The sequence below is a fragment of the Aminobacterium thunnarium genome (genome assembly GCF_055390565.1).
The window spans coordinates 1,853,243-1,871,484 of the sequence record NZ_AP042412.1 but is presented as its reverse complement, the minus strand read 5'-3'; the positions used below and the strand labels follow the sequence as shown (position 1 = coordinate 1,871,484).

Annotated in this window: 16 protein-coding genes; 14 read left to right on the top strand and 2 right to left on the bottom strand. The window is 41.6% G+C overall.

What is annotated here, in order from left to right; genetic code table 11:
• The first annotated feature begins 64 nt into the window (after positions 1–64).
• The 13 genes from ACZ5GY_RS09250 to ACZ5GY_RS09190 all read left to right on the top strand — a co-directional run bounded on the left by ACZ5GY_RS09250 (position 65) and on the right by ACZ5GY_RS09190 (position 16,126).
• Complete coding sequence (locus ACZ5GY_RS09250; protein ID WP_464111775.1) at positions 65–1,996, top strand: TRAP transporter permease; 1,932 nt, start codon at positions 65–67, stop codon at positions 1,994–1,996.
• On the top strand, positions 1,974–2,846 hold the full coding sequence (locus ACZ5GY_RS09245) for an isocitrate lyase/PEP mutase family protein (protein ID WP_464111774.1): 873 nt from the start codon (positions 1,974–1,976) through the stop codon (positions 2,844–2,846). The genes ACZ5GY_RS09250 and ACZ5GY_RS09245 overlap by 23 nt, the downstream gene beginning before the upstream one ends.
• 192 nt (positions 2,847–3,038) lie before the next feature.
• The gene (locus ACZ5GY_RS09240) at positions 3,039–3,794 is read left to right on the top strand and encodes an IclR family transcriptional regulator (RefSeq protein WP_213699568.1); all 756 of its coding nucleotides are present in this window, start codon (positions 3,039–3,041) and stop codon (positions 3,792–3,794) included.
• Positions 3,795–3,877: 83 nt separating this feature from the next.
• Positions 3,878–5,119: a LeuA family protein gene (locus ACZ5GY_RS09235; protein ID WP_213699569.1), complete on the top strand. Its 1,242-nt coding sequence runs from the start codon at positions 3,878–3,880 to the stop codon at positions 5,117–5,119.
• 34 nt (positions 5,120–5,153) lie between these two features.
• On the top strand, positions 5,154–6,323 hold the full coding sequence (locus ACZ5GY_RS09230) for a pyridoxal phosphate-dependent aminotransferase (protein ID WP_213691310.1): 1,170 nt from the start codon (positions 5,154–5,156) through the stop codon (positions 6,321–6,323).
• A gap of 21 nt (positions 6,324–6,344) precedes the next feature.
• Complete coding sequence (locus ACZ5GY_RS09225; protein ID WP_213691311.1) at positions 6,345–8,768, top strand: glycyl radical protein; 2,424 nt, start codon at positions 6,345–6,347, stop codon at positions 8,766–8,768.
• Between the two features lie 14 nt (positions 8,769–8,782).
• Positions 8,783–9,556, top strand: a complete 774-nt coding sequence (locus ACZ5GY_RS09220) for a glycyl-radical enzyme activating protein (RefSeq protein WP_213695621.1) — start codon at positions 8,783–8,785, stop codon at positions 9,554–9,556.
• Positions 9,557–9,647: 91 nt separating this feature from the next.
• Positions 9,648–10,661, top strand: a complete 1,014-nt coding sequence (locus ACZ5GY_RS09215; protein WP_213691313.1) for a TRAP transporter substrate-binding protein — start codon at positions 9,648–9,650, stop codon at positions 10,659–10,661.
• A 95-nt stretch (positions 10,662–10,756) separates the two neighbouring features.
• Positions 10,757–11,260, top strand: coding sequence for a TRAP transporter small permease (locus ACZ5GY_RS09210; RefSeq protein ID WP_464111773.1), 504 nt, complete (start codon positions 10,757–10,759; stop codon positions 11,258–11,260).
• Between the two features lie 28 nt (positions 11,261–11,288).
• On the top strand, positions 11,289–12,572 hold the full coding sequence (locus tag ACZ5GY_RS09205) for a TRAP transporter large permease (protein WP_213691315.1): 1,284 nt from the start codon (positions 11,289–11,291) through the stop codon (positions 12,570–12,572).
• A 31-nt stretch (positions 12,573–12,603) separates the two neighbouring features.
• The gene (locus tag ACZ5GY_RS09200; RefSeq protein WP_464111772.1) at positions 12,604–13,599 is read left to right on the top strand and encodes a C-terminal binding protein; all 996 of its coding nucleotides are present in this window, start codon (positions 12,604–12,606) and stop codon (positions 13,597–13,599) included.
• Positions 13,600–13,762: 163 nt separating this feature from the next.
• Positions 13,763–14,485: a FadR/GntR family transcriptional regulator gene (locus ACZ5GY_RS09195; protein WP_213691317.1), complete on the top strand. Its 723-nt coding sequence runs from the start codon at positions 13,763–13,765 to the stop codon at positions 14,483–14,485.
• 36 nt (positions 14,486–14,521) lie between these two features.
• Complete coding sequence (locus ACZ5GY_RS09190) at positions 14,522–16,126, top strand: gamma-glutamyltransferase family protein (RefSeq protein ID WP_464111771.1); 1,605 nt, start codon at positions 14,522–14,524, stop codon at positions 16,124–16,126.
• A 46-nt stretch (positions 16,127–16,172) separates the two neighbouring features.
• Here the strand turns inward: ACZ5GY_RS09190 and ACZ5GY_RS09185 are convergent, their stop codons facing one another.
• Together ACZ5GY_RS09185 and ACZ5GY_RS09180 are read right to left on the bottom strand one after the other, a co-directional pair.
• Positions 16,173–16,307, bottom strand: coding sequence for a helix-turn-helix domain-containing protein (locus ACZ5GY_RS09185; RefSeq protein WP_464111770.1), 135 nt, complete (start codon positions 16,305–16,307; stop codon positions 16,173–16,175).
• 17 nt (positions 16,308–16,324) lie between these two features.
• On the bottom strand, positions 16,325–17,785 hold the full coding sequence (locus ACZ5GY_RS09180) for a PucR family transcriptional regulator (protein WP_464111769.1): 1,461 nt from the start codon (positions 17,783–17,785) through the stop codon (positions 16,325–16,327).
• Between the two features lie 139 nt (positions 17,786–17,924).
• On the opposite strand from ACZ5GY_RS09180, the gene ACZ5GY_RS09175 reads away from it, so the two are divergent.
• Positions 17,925–18,236 (top strand): YhdT family protein, encoded by a 312-nt coding sequence (locus ACZ5GY_RS09175; RefSeq protein ID WP_213691320.1) that lies wholly within the window; start codon positions 17,925–17,927, stop codon positions 18,234–18,236.
• The last annotated feature ends 6 nt before the right edge of the window (positions 18,237–18,242 follow it).

Genomic DNA, 18,242 nt, shown 5'->3' with positions numbered 1-18,242 from the left:
GAGGTGGAGATTCCTTCACCTCCTGCACCCTCGATATATAACATAAGAAGAGGGGGGAGAGAGGGTGAACGTACAGAATTTCTTTAAGAAGCATATAGGCAGCATTTTATTTTGGAGCGGCATTGTCTTTTCTTTAACACAACTTATCGTTCCTATCTATTTTCAACATTTACTTGATATTCAAGTTCGGGCTCTTCACGTAGCGTTAGGTGTTTCTATTGCATTGCTGAACTTTCCCTTTCGAAAAAAGGGTGACGATAGCGAGCGTTCCTACGTTTGGGATATCTTTCTTATCGTTATTATTGTTGTTGCGTGCGTCAATATTGTTTTGAAAGCGCTTGATGTATATATGAACCCCGGAGGGGCTACTTCTCTTGATCTGCTTTTGGGAACAGCTCTTATGGTTATAGTTCTTGAAGCGGCTCGTCGCACTGTTGGTGCTGCTATACCCATACTTGTTGCCCTTCTGTTTAGCTATATCTATGTGGCTCCTTATTTAGGCGGTTTATGGAAGATTCGAGGCTTATCCTTTGAGTTTGTCATGAATTCTATATATTATTCTCCCCTTGGTTTGTTTGGTAGTGTAACAGGCATGTCTGCTACCTTTATTGCAATGTTTATTATCTTCGGTTCTCTTCTTTCTGCTACCGGAGGAGGAAAGACATTCATTGATTTAGCGCTGGCTCTTACTGGCCGTTTCGTTGGAGGCCCGGCGAAAGCAGCCGTTATTTCAAGTGCTCTCTTTGGCAGTATTTCAGGAAGTTCGGTTGCTAATGTTATGGTAACGGGCAGCTATACCATTCCCCTAATGAAACGACTCGGATATCGTCCAGAATTTGCCGGAGCCGTTGAAGCTATTGCCTCTACAGGAGGCGGAATTACACCTCCTATTATGAGTATTACGGCTTTTATGATGGCCGAGTTCTTAAATATTTCGTATTTGAATATTATCGGCTACGCCCTTTTACCCTGTTTGCTTTTTTATACAGGTGTTTTGAGTGGCGTACATTTCCAGACGAAACGGAGAGGACTGGCCTCGGTTCCAGAGGATGAAATTCCACGTTGGAAAGAAATTCTGACTTTTGAGCGAATGGCAGGATTGCTTATTCCGACGGCACTCCTTCTATACCTCATCGCCACAGGACAACCTCTTTTGAAAGCGGGATTTTATGCCTGTATTTCATCTATTGTTGTTTTGATTATCAGCGATGCTTTAAAGAAAAAAATCAAAGAAACGCCCCAAAAAATACTGTCAGCTCTCAGTGAGGCAGGTTCTGACGTTGCGCGTATCGCTCCCATTCTTATTTCAGTGAGTATGCTTGTGAATCTTATTGGAATAACTGGAATTGCTCCTAAAATAAGTGGACTGATTCTTGATTATGGAGGGTCTAATCTTTTTATAGCGTTGCTTGTCGCTACTATCGTGCCCTTTCTTCTAGGAACCTCCCTCCCTGTTGTGCCCACTTACGTTCTCTCTGTTTCCATTCTCGTTCCTCCTCTCTTGAAGATAGGCATTGATCAGGTTGCAGCGCACCTTTTCTTTATCTATTGGGCCATTCTTGGAGGCGTAACTCCGCCTACATGTACAGCAGCAGTTGCCGCATCAAGTATTTCTAAGGGGAATTGGGTAAAAACAGGTTTTAATGCCGTAAAACTCGGGGCTGTTGCCTTTATATTGCCATACTTCTTTGCTTTAAACCCCTCTCTTGTCGGAAGAGGAACGTCTCTCTCTATTTTGAGTCACGGTTTAACTGGGTTTATCGGGGCAATTTCCATAGCTTACGGGTTCTTTGGTTTTGGAAATAGCATTATGGCGAAGATCAGCCGAGTGCTCTTTTTTGTCAGTGGAATATTACTTCTTTTCCCTGACGTGAAGCTTTCTGTGATTGGAATAGTCGGTGTATGCGTTGCTTTCTTCTGGAATAGACTGATTCTTAAAAGAGAACGCCTTAATTTTAATGGAGGGGTAAGAGTTGAAAAAAACAACGAAGCTTAAACATATGATTCTTGAGCGTCGTGCCCTTGTTTGCCCTGGAGCACACGATGCCCTTTCTGCAAAACTTATTGAAAGAGCGGGGTTTGAAGCTCTTCAGGTGAGTGGCTTTGGATTATCGGCAACATGGTTAGGGTTGCCAGATATGGCTTTTCTTTCCTTTGGAGAGATGTTGCAATTTACGAGGAATATAGTTAACGCTGTTGAGATTCCAGTTATGGCCGATGCAGACACAGGATTTGGAAGCAGTATTAATGCCATGCATGTAACAAAGGAACTTATCCGGATCGGTGCTGCCGGCATGAACATTGAAGATCAACTTTTCCCTAAACGATGTGGCCATTTGGAGGGAAAACAAATTATTCCCATGGAAGAGATGGTTATAAAGCTGAAAGCTTGCGTGAAAGCTCGGAATGAACTTGATTCTGACTTCGTGATCAATGCTCGTACAGATGCTATTGCAGTTACCGGCATAGATGATGCCATCAACAGAGCTAATGCTTATGCGGATGCAGGGGCAGATTTGATATTTGTCGAAGCGCCTCAATCGAAAGAAGATATTTTGCGAATAATAAAAGAGGTAAAGGCTCCTATTAGTGTCAATTTGTTTGATGCAGTGAGTGGAGGTAAAACGCCGCTTATCCCAATCGAAACGTTGAAAGAGATGGGTGTGGGGCGTGTAAGTATTCCAGTAGGGCCGTTGTTTGGCGCCATGAAAGGAATGCAAGCATATCTTGAAGCGATAGCAGGAGGAAAGTTGGCTGAAGGTAGAGATGATTTAGTAGTTCCTTTCGGGGAGTTTAAAGATGTAGTTGGTTTTAACTTTTTCAGGCAGTTAGAGAAAAATATCTAGCCTATAAAAGTTGACGTAGAGAAACTAAGCTACTGGAAATGCTGATTAGTTCAGCTTCCCAGTAGCTTTTTTAGTGTGTTAAAAGTTTGCCTTGGATTTATACCCTTGACAAAAAGAAATCTTTGGGTGTACCCTTGTCTTGTACCACTGAATGGACATGCGTTTCTCTGAGCGGAACCAGGAGGTGAGAAAATGGCAGAAAATAGTTTGCAATTAGTTGATAGAGTAGTTTCAATAATGGGTTTTCTTTCTGAAAAACAAGAGGCTATTGGAGTTTCTGAAATAGCCCGTTCGGTGGAGTTATCGAAAGCGACAGTTCATAGAATTTTGAATACTCTATTAGGTTATAGTCTCGTTCTCAAGAACGAGCGTGGCCAATATCAAATAGGTCCTGGAGTTCTTCTTTGGGCTAATTCTTATAGAAAACGTTCTGGCTTATCAGCAGTAAGTGCTCCCTTCTTAAAAGAATTATTAGCTTTTACAGAAGAGACGATTCATCTTTTTATATTCGAAAATGGAGAAGGCTATTATCTCGAAAGAGTTGAAAGTCCTCAGCCTCTCATCACCCGTTCAGCAGTAGGGTCCAAATTACCACTTCACAGTTCATCCGCTGGGAAAGCTATCTTAGCTGCTCTTCCTTTAGATGTTTTTAACGAGTTTATGGAAAAAATAGAATTTACTCCCCGTACTCCCAACAGCATAACTGACAAAGAGGTCTTGCGCGATCAGATTGCTAAATGGAGAAAGCTTGGCTATAGCGAAGAAATAGAAGAAAACGAGCCGGGAATTCGTTGTGTAGGGGCTGCTATCTGTGATTCTAAGGGCTATCCCATAGGTGCTATAAGCGTATCTGCTCCAGCATTCCGTTTTGACGACGAAAAATCAGCGTTAGTTGGAAGAAAACTTCGTGAAGTAACTGCGGCAATATCGGCGAGGTTTGGGGCGTAAATAAAGGTAGTTTTTAATGGTCAGACCATTAACTTTTATTGGTCTATTAATCGTTACATTTTAAAACAGGAGGTGCGTTTTTTATGAAATTTCTGGAAACAAAAACACCGTGGATGACGGAAGATTGGTACACGAGTCCGTGGAACTTTTCCGAAGAGGCCAGAAAGGGGGTCGAGTTTTCTAAGAATCTTCAGTTTCATGACGTTTCCCTTCGGGATGGAGAGCAGCAGTCTGGTTTGATCTTCAATAAAGATCAGAAGATTGCGTTGGCAGAGAAGTTGGCTGAGCTTGGTATTCATCGTATTGAAGCTGGTATGCCTGCTGTTTCAGATCAGGATGAAGCTGCTATTCGTGAGATCGTAAAGAGAAATCTTGGCCCAACTATTTTTGCTTTTGCCCGTTGCATGAAAGTTGATGTTCAGAAGGCTTTGGATTGTGGCGTAAAGCATATCGTTATGGAGGTTCCCACAAGCGATCACTTAGTGAAATATGCTTACCGTTGGGATATGCAGAAGACAATTGATCTCTCTATTGATGCGACGTTATTCGCTCATGAAAACGGGATGTATGTTTCGTTCTTCACAATTGATGGAACCAGAACTGATATTAACGATTACCTCAACCTGATTCAGAAGATTGCTACAGAGGGTCATATGGATGAACTCACCGTAGTCGATACTATGGGTGGTTTGAATCCTCACGCAGTTCCTTATTTGATTCATAAGGTTAAGGAGCGTATTCCTGATAAACCAATCGGAATTCACTTCCACGATGATTATGGTTTGGGTGCTGCTAATACAATTGCTGGTTTGGCCGCTGGAGCGGATATAGCTCACACAACTATTTCCGGAATAGGCGAACGGGCTGGATATGCTCCCTACGAAGATGTTGCTTTGGCTCTTCTCACTATGTATGGCGTAGACACAGGCTTGAATTACGATAAGATGTACCCCCTCTCTAAGTTCCTTCGTGATATGACAGGCCTTACAGTTCGCCAGAACCGTGGAATCGTCGGAGATCATGTGGCTGATATCGAGTCTGGAATCGTTGCAGGCTGGTATAAGAACGCAGCTGAAGAGGCTCCTTTGGAGTTGTCTCCCTATCTCTATGGTTTAACAGGACATCCTGATGCGAAAGTAACTATCGGCAAGATGAGCGGGATTCCGACAGTAGATATTTACCTTGAACAGTTGGGACTCTCTACTAATGATAAAGAGTTGAAGTTAGAGATAGTTAACGCTGTAAAAGCGAAGGCCTTCGAAAAGAGTGATCTTCTCGAGCTTCGAGAGTTTGAAGAAATAGCACGTAAGATTCTTAAGAAGTAGCACCATATTCAGTATTACTAAGGACGTGAAAGAAATGAAGACACCGAAGGTTCTAGAAGGGTTTCCTGCTTCTGGCATCAGGAAGATGGCACAACTCTCAACAAAGTATAAAGATGTGATCTTCCTAGCCTTTGGCGAACCCGATTTTGATACGCCAGCACATGTTAAGGAAGCAGCTAAAAAAGCTCTTGATGAAAATTTGACCCATTATTCAAGTAATATTGGCGCCATTGAATTTAGAGAGGCTGTTGTTGAGAAGTACAAAAGAGAGATGGGACTGGAAATTAAGCCGGAGAATGTCATTGGAACTATAGGCGGTATGGAATCACTTTTCCTTGCTTTCCTTTCAAACTTCAATCCTGGCGATGAAGTTCTTGTTACAGACCCATACTACTCAAACTACTTAACGCAGCTTCACGTAGTAGGCCTGAAGCCCGTGTTGGTCCCCCTTTACGAAAAGAACCAGTTCAGGCTCCAGGCTGAGGACGTCGAGAAGGCCGTCACACCTAAAACTCGCGCCCTTGTATTGAACTCCCCATGCAACCCAACAGGAGGAGTTATTGATTATGATACCATGAGCAAAATCGTAAAGGTAGTAAGAGAGCATGACCTTATGGTTATTTCTGACGAGGTCTACGAGAGCATTCTTTACGATGGAGCCATGCACGTGTCTCCTGCGCAATTCCCCGAGATACGCAACAATGTCATCATCGTTAACAGCCTTTCCAAAACATACGCTATGACAGGCTGGCGCATTGGGTATGCCGTTGCTTCTGAAGAGATTATCAATAATATGTGCTGCCTTCAGCAGGCTGTGACAGACTGTATTCCTACCTTTATACAGCACGCAGCAGCGGAAGCTTTGACTGGCAGTCAGGAAGCCACTCTGGATATGTTGAAACAATATACTTGCAGAAGAGATATTGTTGTTGACGGACTCAATGAGATACCTGGAATTTCCTGTTCTAAAACGGCTGGCGCTTTCTATGCTTTCCCGAATATAAGCGCATTAGGTAAAACATCAGAAGAATTTGCTATCGATCTTCTCGATAAAGAGCAGGTTGTTACTGTTCCCGGATCCTACTTCGGAAAAATGGGAGAGGGCTTTATCCGGATATCATTTGCAACATCTGAGGATAACCTCAAAGAAGCTGTTCGCCGTATTGGACGGTACGTTGAAAAGTATTGCACAGTTAATGCTTAACTCCTAAGGGGAGGCATATTGATGACACGGTCAGAGATTTCCTATGACGAAAGTGTTTTTAGAAAACAGATAAGCCCTCGTATAGCCCATATGCGTAAAGATGTGGTTTCCGCCAAGCCGATTCTGTGCAGCGAGCGCGCCTTGCTTGTTACAGAGGCATATAAGGAAACTGAAAATACTCCACGGGTTATGAGAAGAGCGCTGGTTTTTAAGAAAATAATGGATCATATGACGCAAAACATCTGGGATGGCGAATTGATAGTCGGTAGTCATGGTAGTAACGGGCGACGATCTGCGCCACTCTTCCCTGAGTATGCAACGGCATGGCTCGAAGAAGAGATAGACGAGATGCTTGAGACAAGAACTCAGGATACCTTTATAGTTCCTCAGAAAGTAAAAGACGATCTTAAGGGAATCTTCCCATATTGGCATGGAAAAACTCTTCATGAGCGTTATCGTGCCATGCTTCCCGAAGAGACGAAACGGGTGCGCGATGCCTATATGTTCACTCGTGATCTCTTTGAGCGTAACGGATATGGTCACGTAGCCTACGATATTCCCAAGCTTTTGAAGGTCGGGCTTAAAGGAATTAAAGAGGAGATTTGTCAGAAGCTGAGCGAACTTGATTTAACGACAGCAGAAGATCTTGATAAGAGACTTTTCTATGAAGCTCTTCTTGTATGTTGCGATGCCGTTATCGGCTATGCCAGACGGTATGCGGAAAAGGCAAGAAGTCTTGCTGCAGAAGAAAAAGATGCTGCTCGGAAGAGTGAGCTTGAAAAGATTGCCGATGTCTGTTCATGGGTTCCTGAGAATCCTGCCCGTGATATCTGGGATGCTATTCAGGCCGTTGCGTTTATGCAGCTGATCATTCAGACAGAGACTAGCGGAGATTCCGTTTCTCCTGGAAGATTAGATCAATATCTCTATCCCTACTATGTAAAAGATATAGCCGATGGTCGTTATACCATCGACGAAATACAAGAATTACTTGACTGCCTCTGGCTCAAATTCAACGAGATTATCAAAGTTCAGGATAGTGAGTCTATTCGTATTCATCCGGGTTTCCCGATGACTCCGAATTTGACTATCGGCGGGCAGACTCCTGAAGGAGAAAATGCCGTTAACGAGCTGAGCTATCTTATGTTGAACAGCCAGGAGCATATCCGTTTGACGAACCCTCAGTTTACAGTTCGTTTCAATGAGAAAACCCCTCAGGATTTTATTTTGAGGGTTGCTGAAATCGTACGACTTGGAACAGGTGTTCCTGCCATGTTCGGTGATGATGCCTGTATGGCTGCCATTCATAGAACTCTTCCCGATATGCCTCTTGATAGAGTTCGAGACTTTAGAATTGTAGGTTGCGTTGAGCTTGCTCCTCGCGGCTTCCAGGGGCGTGTAAATGGTGGCTTCCTTAACGTTGCCCGAGTTGTTGATTTAGCTCTTAACAATGGCGTTGATAGACTTACTGGAGAACAGATTGGACCTAAAACTGGCAATATCAACGACTTCAAGTCATTTGATAGTGTCATTGATGCAGTGAAAGCCCAGATGAACTATTTTGTGACTCAACAGGTTATCAACGCAGCAGTAGTCGATATGGTCCAAAGAGATCTAACTCCTCATTTGTTTCTTTCAGCTCTGATCGAGGGGTGTATTGAGAGCGGTAAGGATATGACATGGGGTGGATCTCTTTGGGGCGCCACACCTATTCTTCACGTGGGGATGGCAACGGCCTCCGATTCCCTGGCTGCTGTGAAGAAAGTGGTTTTTGACGATAAACAAATAACTATGGCGGAACTAAAGAGTGCTCAGGATAGTGACTTCGCTGGGGAAAACGGGATAAAAATTCAGAAGATGTTGCTTGATGCACCTAAGTATGGCAACGACGATGAAGATGCTGACGCCATGGTTCAGACAATGACCAACCTTACTTTCGATGAGATTGAAAGACATAAGGATATTGATGGTCGACCCTACACATCGATGATTTTGACCTTGGGGGCTACAGTTCCCCATGGTTGGAAGACAGGAGCTACGGCAGATGGTCGAAAAGCTACAATGCCCGTATCTGATTCCATGTCTCCATCGAATGGTGCAGATAAAGAAGGCCCCACGGCGGTTCTTAAATCTGCGAGCAAGATCGATCAGACACGACTTATGGAAGGCAACGTCCTGAATTTAAAGTTTAGCAGAACAGCTTTGGATGGGGATGAAGCCCTTCACAAGTTTGCAGACCTTGTGTGCGCATATCTTATTGATCTTAAAGGTCAGGAAGTTCAGGTTAACGTTGTAGATGGAGCTACGTTACGAGATGCGCAGAAGCATCCTGAAAACTATCAAGATCTGGTCATTCGCGTAGCAGGGTATAGTGCTCGTTTTGTCGAGTTGGATAAAGAACTTCAAGACGACATTATTCGAAGAACAGAACACCAGACGGTCTAATGGTGATGAGGGCTGTGGATAACTCAATTCGTACGCTTAACGGATGCATCTTCAATATACAAAGATATAGCCTTCACGATGGACCGGGAATTCGGACTATTGTTTTTCTGAAAGGATGCCCACTTCGGTGTCCCTGGTGTGCTAACCCAGAGTCTCAGAATGCTTCTCCTGAGATGATGGGGTCGGAAATGGTCGGAAAAGTGGTTACGGTTGATGACGTTATTCGTGTTGTTGAGAAAGACAGTGTTTTCTACAAAAGATCTGGAGGGGGAATGACCCTTTCTGGAGGGGAACCGCTCATGCAGCCGGAGTTTTCAACAGCGTTGATGACTGTCGCTAAAGAGCATGGTTTCAATACGGCCATAGAAACATCTGGTTTTCAAAAATGGAACCTTATGGCTCCTGTTATTGAAAAAACGGATGTTGTCTTTTTTGACATCAAAATGATGAATTCAAGCCGCCACGAAGAAGTTGTAGGGGCTCCCAACGAGCTTATTCTTGCGAATGCAGAGAAAATAGCCAAAAGTGGAAGACGAATAATTATTCGCCTTCCACTGATTCCAGGCTATAACGATGGTTGCAATTTGGATGAGACCGCAGCATTTGCTAAAGAAATAGGAGCCAGTGAACTTCATCTTCTTCCATATCATCGTTTGGGAGTATCCAAATATACCAAATTGGGGCGCACATATTCTTTAAACGATGTAGTGGCTCCTGAGAAAGAGCAAGTGGAAGCAGAAGCGAAAAGATTGAAAGAGCGCTTCTCTTTTGAGGTGTTAGTTTCGTAAAAGGAAAATACTGCAAGACAAAATGAAAATACAGACGGTTTTTCAGCAGAGTAGAGTGCTGATAATCGATTTCGGCCAGGAGGAATGACAAGTGAAAAATTTGAAAAATATGGTTTGGGGAATTTTATGTGTATTTGTCGTCTTCGCATTTCTTGCAACTACCGGAGTTGATGCAGCTTTGGCTGCCAAAAAATTGGAGATTCGCGTAGGGCATGGTGTTCCTGAATCAAATGCAATGCATCAGGGATGGGTTAAGTTTAAAGAGGTTATCGAAGCTGAATCGAACGGGAAAATGACCGTTAAAATTTATCCTAATCAGCAGCTTGGCGGTGACAAAGAGTTAATAGAAGCTGTTCAGATGGGCAATCTTACGATGACAGCTCCATCAAATTCTCCTCTTGCTGCTTTTGACAAAGAATTCTTTGTTCTCGACATTCCCTTTTTGTTCAAGGATAGAGCCGATGCCTATCAGATGCTTGATGGTAATCCCGGTCAGACTTTGCTTGCTACTCTTGATAAGTTCAATCTTAAGGGACTTGGATATTTTGAGAATGGTTTCAGAAACTTGACCAATAGTAAAAATCCGGTAAAATCTCCCGCTGATTTGGACGGCCTTAAATTAAGAACAATGGAAAACCCCGTTCATCTTGCAGCATGGAAGGCTCTTGGTGCTAACCCCACCCCCATGGCATTTGGAGAACTTTTCACAGCATTGCAGCAAAAGACCGTTGATGGTCAGGAGAACCCATTCGAGCTTATCCATGCAGCGAAGTTCAATGAAATTCAGAAATATATCACCAAAACTCAGCATATCTACACAACATACGTCATGGTTATTAACAAGAATTTCTATAACAAGCTGTCTGACGAAAATAGAGCGATTGTCGATAAAGCCGCTAAAGCAGCTGTTGACTATGAACGTGAAATAGCCATGAAGAATGATGTGGATGCTGAACAGAAACTTGTTGAATTTGGTAATGAGATCGTTGAACTTAACGATGAGCAGAGAAACGAATTTAAAGAGAAACTCCTTCCAGTCGCAGATATGGTGAAAGAAAAGGCAAGTGCTGAAATAGTTGACCTTTTCGTTGGTTCGTCAAAATAAACCTTATTGCGGCTAAGCATTAGAAATATACCTTCCGCAGGGAATAGAAAGAGGGCTCTCTGCGGAAGGCTTTTAAATGAGAGGAGATTTTCCCTATGAAATTGTTTCGTTTTTTAGATGACTATTTCGAGGAAATACTTGTCATCATTCTTCTTGCCGGGATGAGCATCATCATAGGCATTCAAGTTTTCATGAGATACGTTTTGAAATCATCCCTTTCATGGTCTGAAGAGTTGGCCAGATATATGTTTATATGGATGATATATATAGGAATAAGTTACGGTGTTAAAAAAGACAAGCATGTCAAAATTGAGGCGGTTTTAACAGTTCTTTCTTCTTTTTGGCAAAAGGTTCTTCTTATTATCTCTGATCTACTTTTCTTGTTCTTTGCCGTCATTATCGTTATCAAGAGCTTTGAAGTAAGCAATACCATTCAGAATCTGGGACAGTTGTCTCCTGGAATGGAACTTCCCATGTGGATTGTTTATATGGCTGTTCCGGTGGAATTCTCTCTTGTATGTATCCGATTGATTCAGAGCCTTATTCGCAAGATACGCAACTTCTCTGAAAAGACGGATAGCGTGACGGCAGCAGAGTAAGCAAGAAGGTTTGATTGGAGGATTTACGATGGTATCTCTTATTCTTTTTGGTAGTTTTGTTATATTCCTCATACTAAATACACCCATAGGAATAGCCTTGGGGTTGGCAGCTATGTCAACAATTGTCTATAGCGGAGACGTGAGCGTAAGCTATTTGGCTCAAAGCTTAACAACCTCTGCAGATTCTTTCCCGCTAATGGCCGTTCCCTTTTTTATCTTGGCAGGCGAACTTATGGGGAAAGGCGGCATATCAAGACGACTTCTTAAAGTAGCGAATATTTTCTTCGGAAAATATACAGGAGGTCTTGGAATAGTTACAGTTGTGGCATGTATGTTCTTTGCGGCCATATCCGGTTCCGGGCCGGCAACAGTTGCTGCTATTGGAGGCATTATGGTTCCAGAGATGCTTCGCAGAGGATACGATAAAGGATTTACCTCTGGACTTATTGCTTCAGCTGGAAGTATTGGCGTTATTATTCCGCCCAGCATTCCCATGGTTATTTACGGCGTATCAACAGGCGTCTCTGTAAGTACTATGTTTATTGCAGGTTTTGTCCCGGGAATGCTTATTGGGTTGGCATTAATTGGATGGACATATTTTTACTCGAAAAAGCACGGATATTGTGGAGAAAAAATCGAGTACACCTCTAAGGAAAAATGGAAAGTTGTCAATGAGGCCAAATGGGCTCTTATGGTTCCTGTAATTATTCTTGGAGGAATCTACGGTGGCATATTCACTCCCACAGAAGCGGCAGCAGTTGCAGTTATTTACGGATTTTTCGTTGGAGTTTTTATTTATAAAGATCTTTCTTTAAAAGACGTTCCTAGCGTTATCGCTTCTGCTGCACTTGTAACGGCTACGGTTATGATCATTATAGGAACAGCAACGAGCTTTGGCAGAATTCTTACCTTTGAACAGATTCCTACACGCTTGGCAGAGGCTATTATATCCTTCTCAAGCAGCAAGTTTGTGGTTATGTCTCTGATTATGCTATTGTTGCTTTTCGTAGGATGCTTTATGGAAACTCTTGCAGCCATCATTATTTTGGCTCCCATTCTTCTTCCGGTGGTGACGGCCATAGGTGTCGATCCTGTTCACTTCGGTATTGCCATGGTTGTTAACCTCGCTATTGGATTCATAACCCCGCCTCTTGGCGTCAACCTCTTTGTAACGTGCGGTATTGCAAATATTTCAATGGAAAAGATTTCCAAGGCCATCATTCCGTGGTTGTTGGTGCTTATGGTTACATTGTTGATTATTGTTATTTTCCCTGCGGTATCTCTTCTATTGCCGCAAATGCTTGCTAAATAGAGAGTCTTATTATTTTAAGAGGTGAAATGTAATGACTAAGATAGTTGTAACCGATGGATATAGTTATCCTGGAGAAACCTTTGATTTACCCAAAAAAGTTTGTGAGCAGTATGGTTTTGATTTTGAGATTTTAAATTGCCGTAATGAAGAGGAATTGGCAGAACAGGCTAAAGATGCCGATGGCCTTCTGGTGGTTTATTCTGATATTACAGAGAGCCTTTTACAGAAGTTGCCGAAGTGTAAGGTTGTTGTCCGCTTTGGTGTTGGTGTAGATACAGTAGATATGGACGCCTGTTCAAAACATGGAGTTCTCGTTTGCAATGTTCCAGATTACGGTGTGGGAGAAGTAGCCAGTCACGCCTTTTCTCTGATCCTTGCCTTGGAAAGAAAAGTAGCTTTGTATGATCGAGCTATCCGTAGTGGCAGATGGGACGATTCTGTTGGTTATCCCATAAAGAGACTTAAAGGACAAATCCTTGGTTTTGTCGGGTTTGGTCGAATTGCTCGCCAGACAGCAGAATATGCAAAAGTTTTTGGTTTTGACATTGTTGCATATGATCCCTTTCTTCCTGACACTGTATTTGAAGAGAATAATGTTAAGCGTGTGAATCTCGATGAACTCTACAAAATTTCTGATGTTATTTCTATTATGGTCCCCTGTACGGAGGATACATTCCATTTGCTAAATACTGAAGCTTTTAATAAGATGAAAGACGATGTGCTGATAGTCAATACTGCACGAGGCCCCATTGTTTCTTACGATGACCTTGTTGACGCACTAAAGCAGGATAAAATAGGAGCAGTAGGACTGGATGTTATCGAGGGAGATCCTCTTAAAGATACAAGTATGGAAATTTTCTCCTTCGAAAATGTAGTTCTCACCCCCCACGTTGGATACAAGTCAAATGAATTTTTTGCAGATTTGAAAACAAAAACAGCAGAAGCTGCATGCAAAGTTCTTTCTGGAGAAAAGCCCTTTAATATTTTAAATAAAGCTGCTATAGAGACAGCGAAAGCTTATAAATAGGTCTTTTAAGATTAAGACAACGATTCAGATTTTCCTTTTATAATTTTGTAAGAGAAGGGCAGAAATCTCGTGTTCATTTGAGGTTTCTGCCTATTTTTCAAAGCGAACACATTATGAAGACAACGGCCGTTGATATTATTTTTCCTAGACGAAGGAGTTTGCAATGTTACAAAAAATAGAGAAGAGTACTATTTCAGAACAGATTATTCGACAGATAAAAGAAATAATTTTAAGAGGAGAAATAAAGCCTGGGGAAAAACTTCCGCCGGAAAGAGAGATGGCTGAAATTTTTTCTGTAAGCAGATCTTCGGTCAGAGAGGCCATACGGGCACTTCAATATATGGGGATATTAGATATACGATCAAATGATGGTATTTATCTGAACAATAATATTAATATTCTTGCTGACCATTTGAAGTTTAGTTATCTATTGAAAAAATTCTCCTTTATGGAACTCGTGGAAGTACGGAAAATATTAGAAGTAGGTGTTGTTCGCCTTGTTGCAGAGCGAGCTACAGAGGAAGCTAAGCTTTCCTTGCATTCTATTTTTGAAGAATCTCTTTCATGTCAGGATGAAAATGAAAAGTATGTTATAGCTGATTATGCTTTTCATGAAGCTCTTGCCGAAGCAACACAGAATTCTCTTTTGGTTGATATGCTTCAAGGCATGAAGCCGCTGCTTTTAGAGTCGAATATAGAACTTGTAAAAAATCCTGGACAAATTCAGAAAGCTACAACTATTCATAAAGCCATTCTTAACGCTATAGACATGGGGGCACCTGATTTAGCTGAAAGGGAAATGCTGATACATTTTAAAAACGTATCTGAAACGTTGGATGTTGTTTCGCAACATGAATTTGATAGAGAGGTGCGAGAGAAGGCGTAAAAGGATATACTTCATAATGGATTTGAGGTGATAAACATGAATTTTGATCCTTACCACTATAAGTATCCGTCGCGAAGAAATGTTGTCTATAGTTCCAGAGGGATGGTGGCTACATCCCATCCTTTAGCTGCTCAGGCTGGGTTAGATATATTGAAAAAAGGTGGAAATGCTGTTGATGCAGCTATTGCTACGGCAGCAGCTTTAACTGTTGTAGAGCCTACAAGTAACGGTTTGGGGAGCGATAACTTTGCTCTTATCTGGAAAGATGGAGTTCTCCACGGCATAAACGGTAGTGGTGCTGCTCCGTTGTCTTTTGATGCAGATGCTTTTCGAGAGCGGGGATGGCAGAAGGTTCCAGAGCAGGGATGGGCTTCCGCTACGGTTCCGGCAGCACCTAAAACATGGGCGCTTCTTGCTCGTAAAATGGGAAATCTTTCATTGGCTGAAAGTTTGGCCCCTGCTATAACGTATGCACGTAATGGGCATGCAGTGGCTGTAACAGTGGCTCATAATTGGCGCTTGGCTTACGAAAAATATGTAAAGCTACTTCATGGAAAAGAGTTTAATCCCTGGTTTGAAACCTTTTGTCCGAAAGGCCGGGCTCCTCGTGCAGGTGAATTGTGGCGTTGTGGAGAGCAGGCCCATACCCTTGATCTCATAGCAAAAACTGAAGGAGAAGCCTTTTATACTGGGGAGATTGCCGAGAAAATTTTAGATTTCTCAAATCAGACTGGTGGTTTTTATAGCTCTGAAGATCTTGAGCGACATTCCCCAGAGTGGGTTGATCCCATCTCTGTGCAGTACAGAGGATACGATATATGGGAGATTCCTCCTAATGGCCAGGGAATTATAGTCTTGATGGCCCTCAATATGTTGAAGGGATTTTCCTTCTCTCAGCGAAGTGCTGAGACCTGTCATAAACAGATTGAGGCAATAAAGCTGGCTTTTGCTGATGCCCATCGTTATGTGGCCGATCAACGGTTTAGCCATGTTCCTGTAACAGAAATGCTTTCTGATCATTATGGTGATGTACGGCGCAATTCCATTCACGACCAGGCGTCTATACCTGAAGCAGGAAATCCTGAAGCGAGCGGAACGGTTTACTTGTGTACTGCTGATGAACAGGGAAATATGGTTTCATTTATACAGAGTAACTACACCGGTTTTGGGTCAGGTATTGTGATTCCGCAAACTGGCATTGCCTTAAATAACAGGGCAAAGGGCTTTTCTCTCGATCCGGCCCATCCCAATGTATTAGCTCCTGGTAAACGTCCTTATCATACGATTATTCCTGGCTTTATAACGAAAGATGGAGACCCCTTAGGTCCCTTTGGTGTGATGGGGGGATATATGCAACCGCAAGGACATGTTCAGGTTGTAATGAATATGCTGGATTTCGCAATGAATCCACAAGAGGCTCTTGATGCTCCACGATGGCAGTGGGTTGGCGATATGGATGTAGCTATTGAACCGGGGTTTCCCGTTTCGGTAGCGCAAAAATTACAACGAATTGGACATCATATTCGTATGGCTCTTGATTCAAATACTTTTGGGCGGGGAGAAATTATCTTGAGAACCTCTGAAGGAACGTTGATAGGAGCAACCGAGCCCCGGGCTGATGGTTCAATTGCTGCTTGGTAAATAAATAAAGCCAGGTCTCTTAAAAAAAACCTGGCTTTTGTCTTAACTATTTGCTTGATAGATCTTTAAGCTTTAAAGCAAGATCCAGCAAAAGGCGCTGATCGCTTGCATTTATATTTATGTCAAATAATTCTTCTATTCGGGCAATTCGATATGCAATAGTGTTAGGATGAACGTGCATTTTATGGGCTGTTTCTTTCATATCCCAGTTGTTTTTTGAAGATTGGAAAGGGTTTCGAAATAGTGACTTCGGTAAGTATTATCGTTTTTTATTATCTTTTCTAACATAGATCTCCAAAAGCGCTCTCCATCTGCTGTTGCAGAGAGTTTTATTAATACTTGATATGCTCCCATTTCATCCCAGAAAGTCAACGGAGCCGTATCGGAATGTTCCTTTTTCTCAGAATATAACAATGCTTGAAAAGCTTCTTTATAACTTGCATGAGTAAGGTTTGAAGATTGTTTATAGCCTCCAATTCCGACATTAAGATAACAGTGTTGACGTTGCGCAATACTATCGATTTCATGTTGTCGTTTTTTTAGTGTTTGCTTGAAATGAGAGTAGTCTTCTTTATGTAAGGAGATGACAAATAAAATGGTCTGGTTGACGATTGTGTAATAAGAAGCTTCCCACACTTCTTTCATAATACTTTTGATTTTTGAGAAACAGGCGTTTCGAAGGCCTCGTAAAATATCTTCGTTTATATTTGAATAGGGGTGTATTGATGGTTTGAAGTTGATCGCGACAACAACAACTCCTTTATCTAAATCCCATCCGAAACATTGGCCTCTCAGTTTTATTCCCTCAAGTTCTATCGTTTCAGAGAATATAAGGTCCAGAAGAAATTCATCTCGGTATTTTTGTTCATTTTGCTGTATTGATATCCGTTTTTGAATGTCGAATTTTAGAAGAGTACTTGCGTGATTGAGAGTATTTTTAACCAATACCTCACTTAAATTGCTTTCTTTTGATGAAGAAAAAAGAATGTCACCAACATGTTTTCCCCCGATATATAGAGGCTCACGAGGATATCCACTGATTATCTTTTCTAAGTTTGTTTCTGAATTTGACATTCTGTTTATAAGATGAGGAAAGGAATCCTTACGAAAGGATGAAAGAAAAATTTTATCAAAATGTCTGTCAAAAAAAGCTATAGGGCGCTGCAAAATTTTTTCTAGCGCTGTCAATATTTCTGTGGTGTCATTTGTTTCGATAGCTAGATTTGAAAGATACGAATGTATAGCTATAGATTTATTAAGTGTCTCTGCTTGCGAATTAACGAGTCTTGTGAGGACAGGAGAAATTATATTGACAAACCGAAGATGCATTGGAAAAGAGAAAAGGGGAAAGTTGAGTGCTTCGGTGAAAGTTAGAATTTCTTCAGGAATTTCTTCTATAAAGCGTCCGAGCTTTATTCCAAGGCCGGCAGCTTCATTTTCAGATATTTTTTTCAAAAACTTATTTATTTCTTCTATATTGGGATTTTGATACCAAATGTATCCAGTTGTTAAAACAAGATCACCTTTTTTAATCCATGAAGCCTGATCTGGCGCATCAAAAATTGTGACCGATTCAATATTGCGTTTTAACCCCTTTGTTCCAGAGAGGAGTTTGATTCCTTTTAATTCGGGAATATCAAAAAGATTTTTTACTTGCATAGGTAACCTCCCCCAATTTATTTTTTTGAATAAAAAAACTAAACTTTTTTGTTTATTTTAACAAAATTTTTTTGATTATTCTTGAGTAATATGTAGACATTGTTGTTTTTATTTAAATATTTAGACGGGAGGGGAAATAATGAACAAAGAAGAATTCTATGACCGGAATTACAGTTTCGATGACATTGAAGTTGACCCTCGTTTCATTCGTTGCGCCAAAGAAATGAAAATTACTTTTCTTGTTTGGATTCTTTTCGCAGTAATTTCCATTGGAGTTTCGTATTTGTTAGGACGTGGAGATGTGCAGGATTATACATATGTTGCAGGTCTACCTCTCTGGTGGTTTATGGCTATTCTGATAAGTTTGCTTTTTACAGCTCTGGTTATATTCATTACAAAATTTGTTTTTCAAGATATGGATTTAACAGACGAAGGATCTCTTAATAAATAAGGAGGA

What these genes read in the sequence shown, in the direction of transcription:
- ACZ5GY_RS09240 (WP_213699568.1), top strand. Translation starts at nt 3,039, where the DNA reads ATGGCAGAAAATAGTTTGCAATTAGTTGATAGAGTAGTTTCAATAATG.
- ACZ5GY_RS09235 (WP_213699569.1), top strand. Translation starts at nt 3,878, where the DNA reads ATGAAATTTCTGGAAACAAAAACACCGTGGATGACGGAAGATTGGTAC.
- ACZ5GY_RS09230 (WP_213691310.1), top strand. Translation starts at nt 5,154, where the DNA reads ATGAAGACACCGAAGGTTCTAGAAGGGTTTCCTGCTTCTGGCATCAGG.
- ACZ5GY_RS09225 (WP_213691311.1), top strand. Translation starts at nt 6,345, where the DNA reads ATGACACGGTCAGAGATTTCCTATGACGAAAGTGTTTTTAGAAAACAG.
- ACZ5GY_RS09210 (WP_464111773.1), top strand. Translation starts at nt 10,757, where the DNA reads ATGAAATTGTTTCGTTTTTTAGATGACTATTTCGAGGAAATACTTGTC.
- ACZ5GY_RS09205 (WP_213691315.1), top strand. Translation starts at nt 11,289, where the DNA reads ATGGTATCTCTTATTCTTTTTGGTAGTTTTGTTATATTCCTCATACTA.
- ACZ5GY_RS09200 (WP_464111772.1), top strand. Translation starts at nt 12,604, where the DNA reads ATGACTAAGATAGTTGTAACCGATGGATATAGTTATCCTGGAGAAACC.
- ACZ5GY_RS09195 (WP_213691317.1), top strand. Translation starts at nt 13,763, where the DNA reads ATGTTACAAAAAATAGAGAAGAGTACTATTTCAGAACAGATTATTCGA.
- ACZ5GY_RS09190 (WP_464111771.1), top strand. Translation starts at nt 14,522, where the DNA reads ATGAATTTTGATCCTTACCACTATAAGTATCCGTCGCGAAGAAATGTT.
- ACZ5GY_RS09185 (WP_464111770.1), bottom strand. Translation starts at nt 16,307, where the DNA reads ATGCACGTTCATCCTAACACTATTGCATATCGAATTGCCCGAATAGAA.
- ACZ5GY_RS09180 (WP_464111769.1), bottom strand. Translation starts at nt 17,785, where the DNA reads ATGCAAGTAAAAAATCTTTTTGATATTCCCGAATTAAAAGGAATCAAA.
- ACZ5GY_RS09175 (WP_213691320.1), top strand. Translation starts at nt 17,925, where the DNA reads ATGAACAAAGAAGAATTCTATGACCGGAATTACAGTTTCGATGACATT.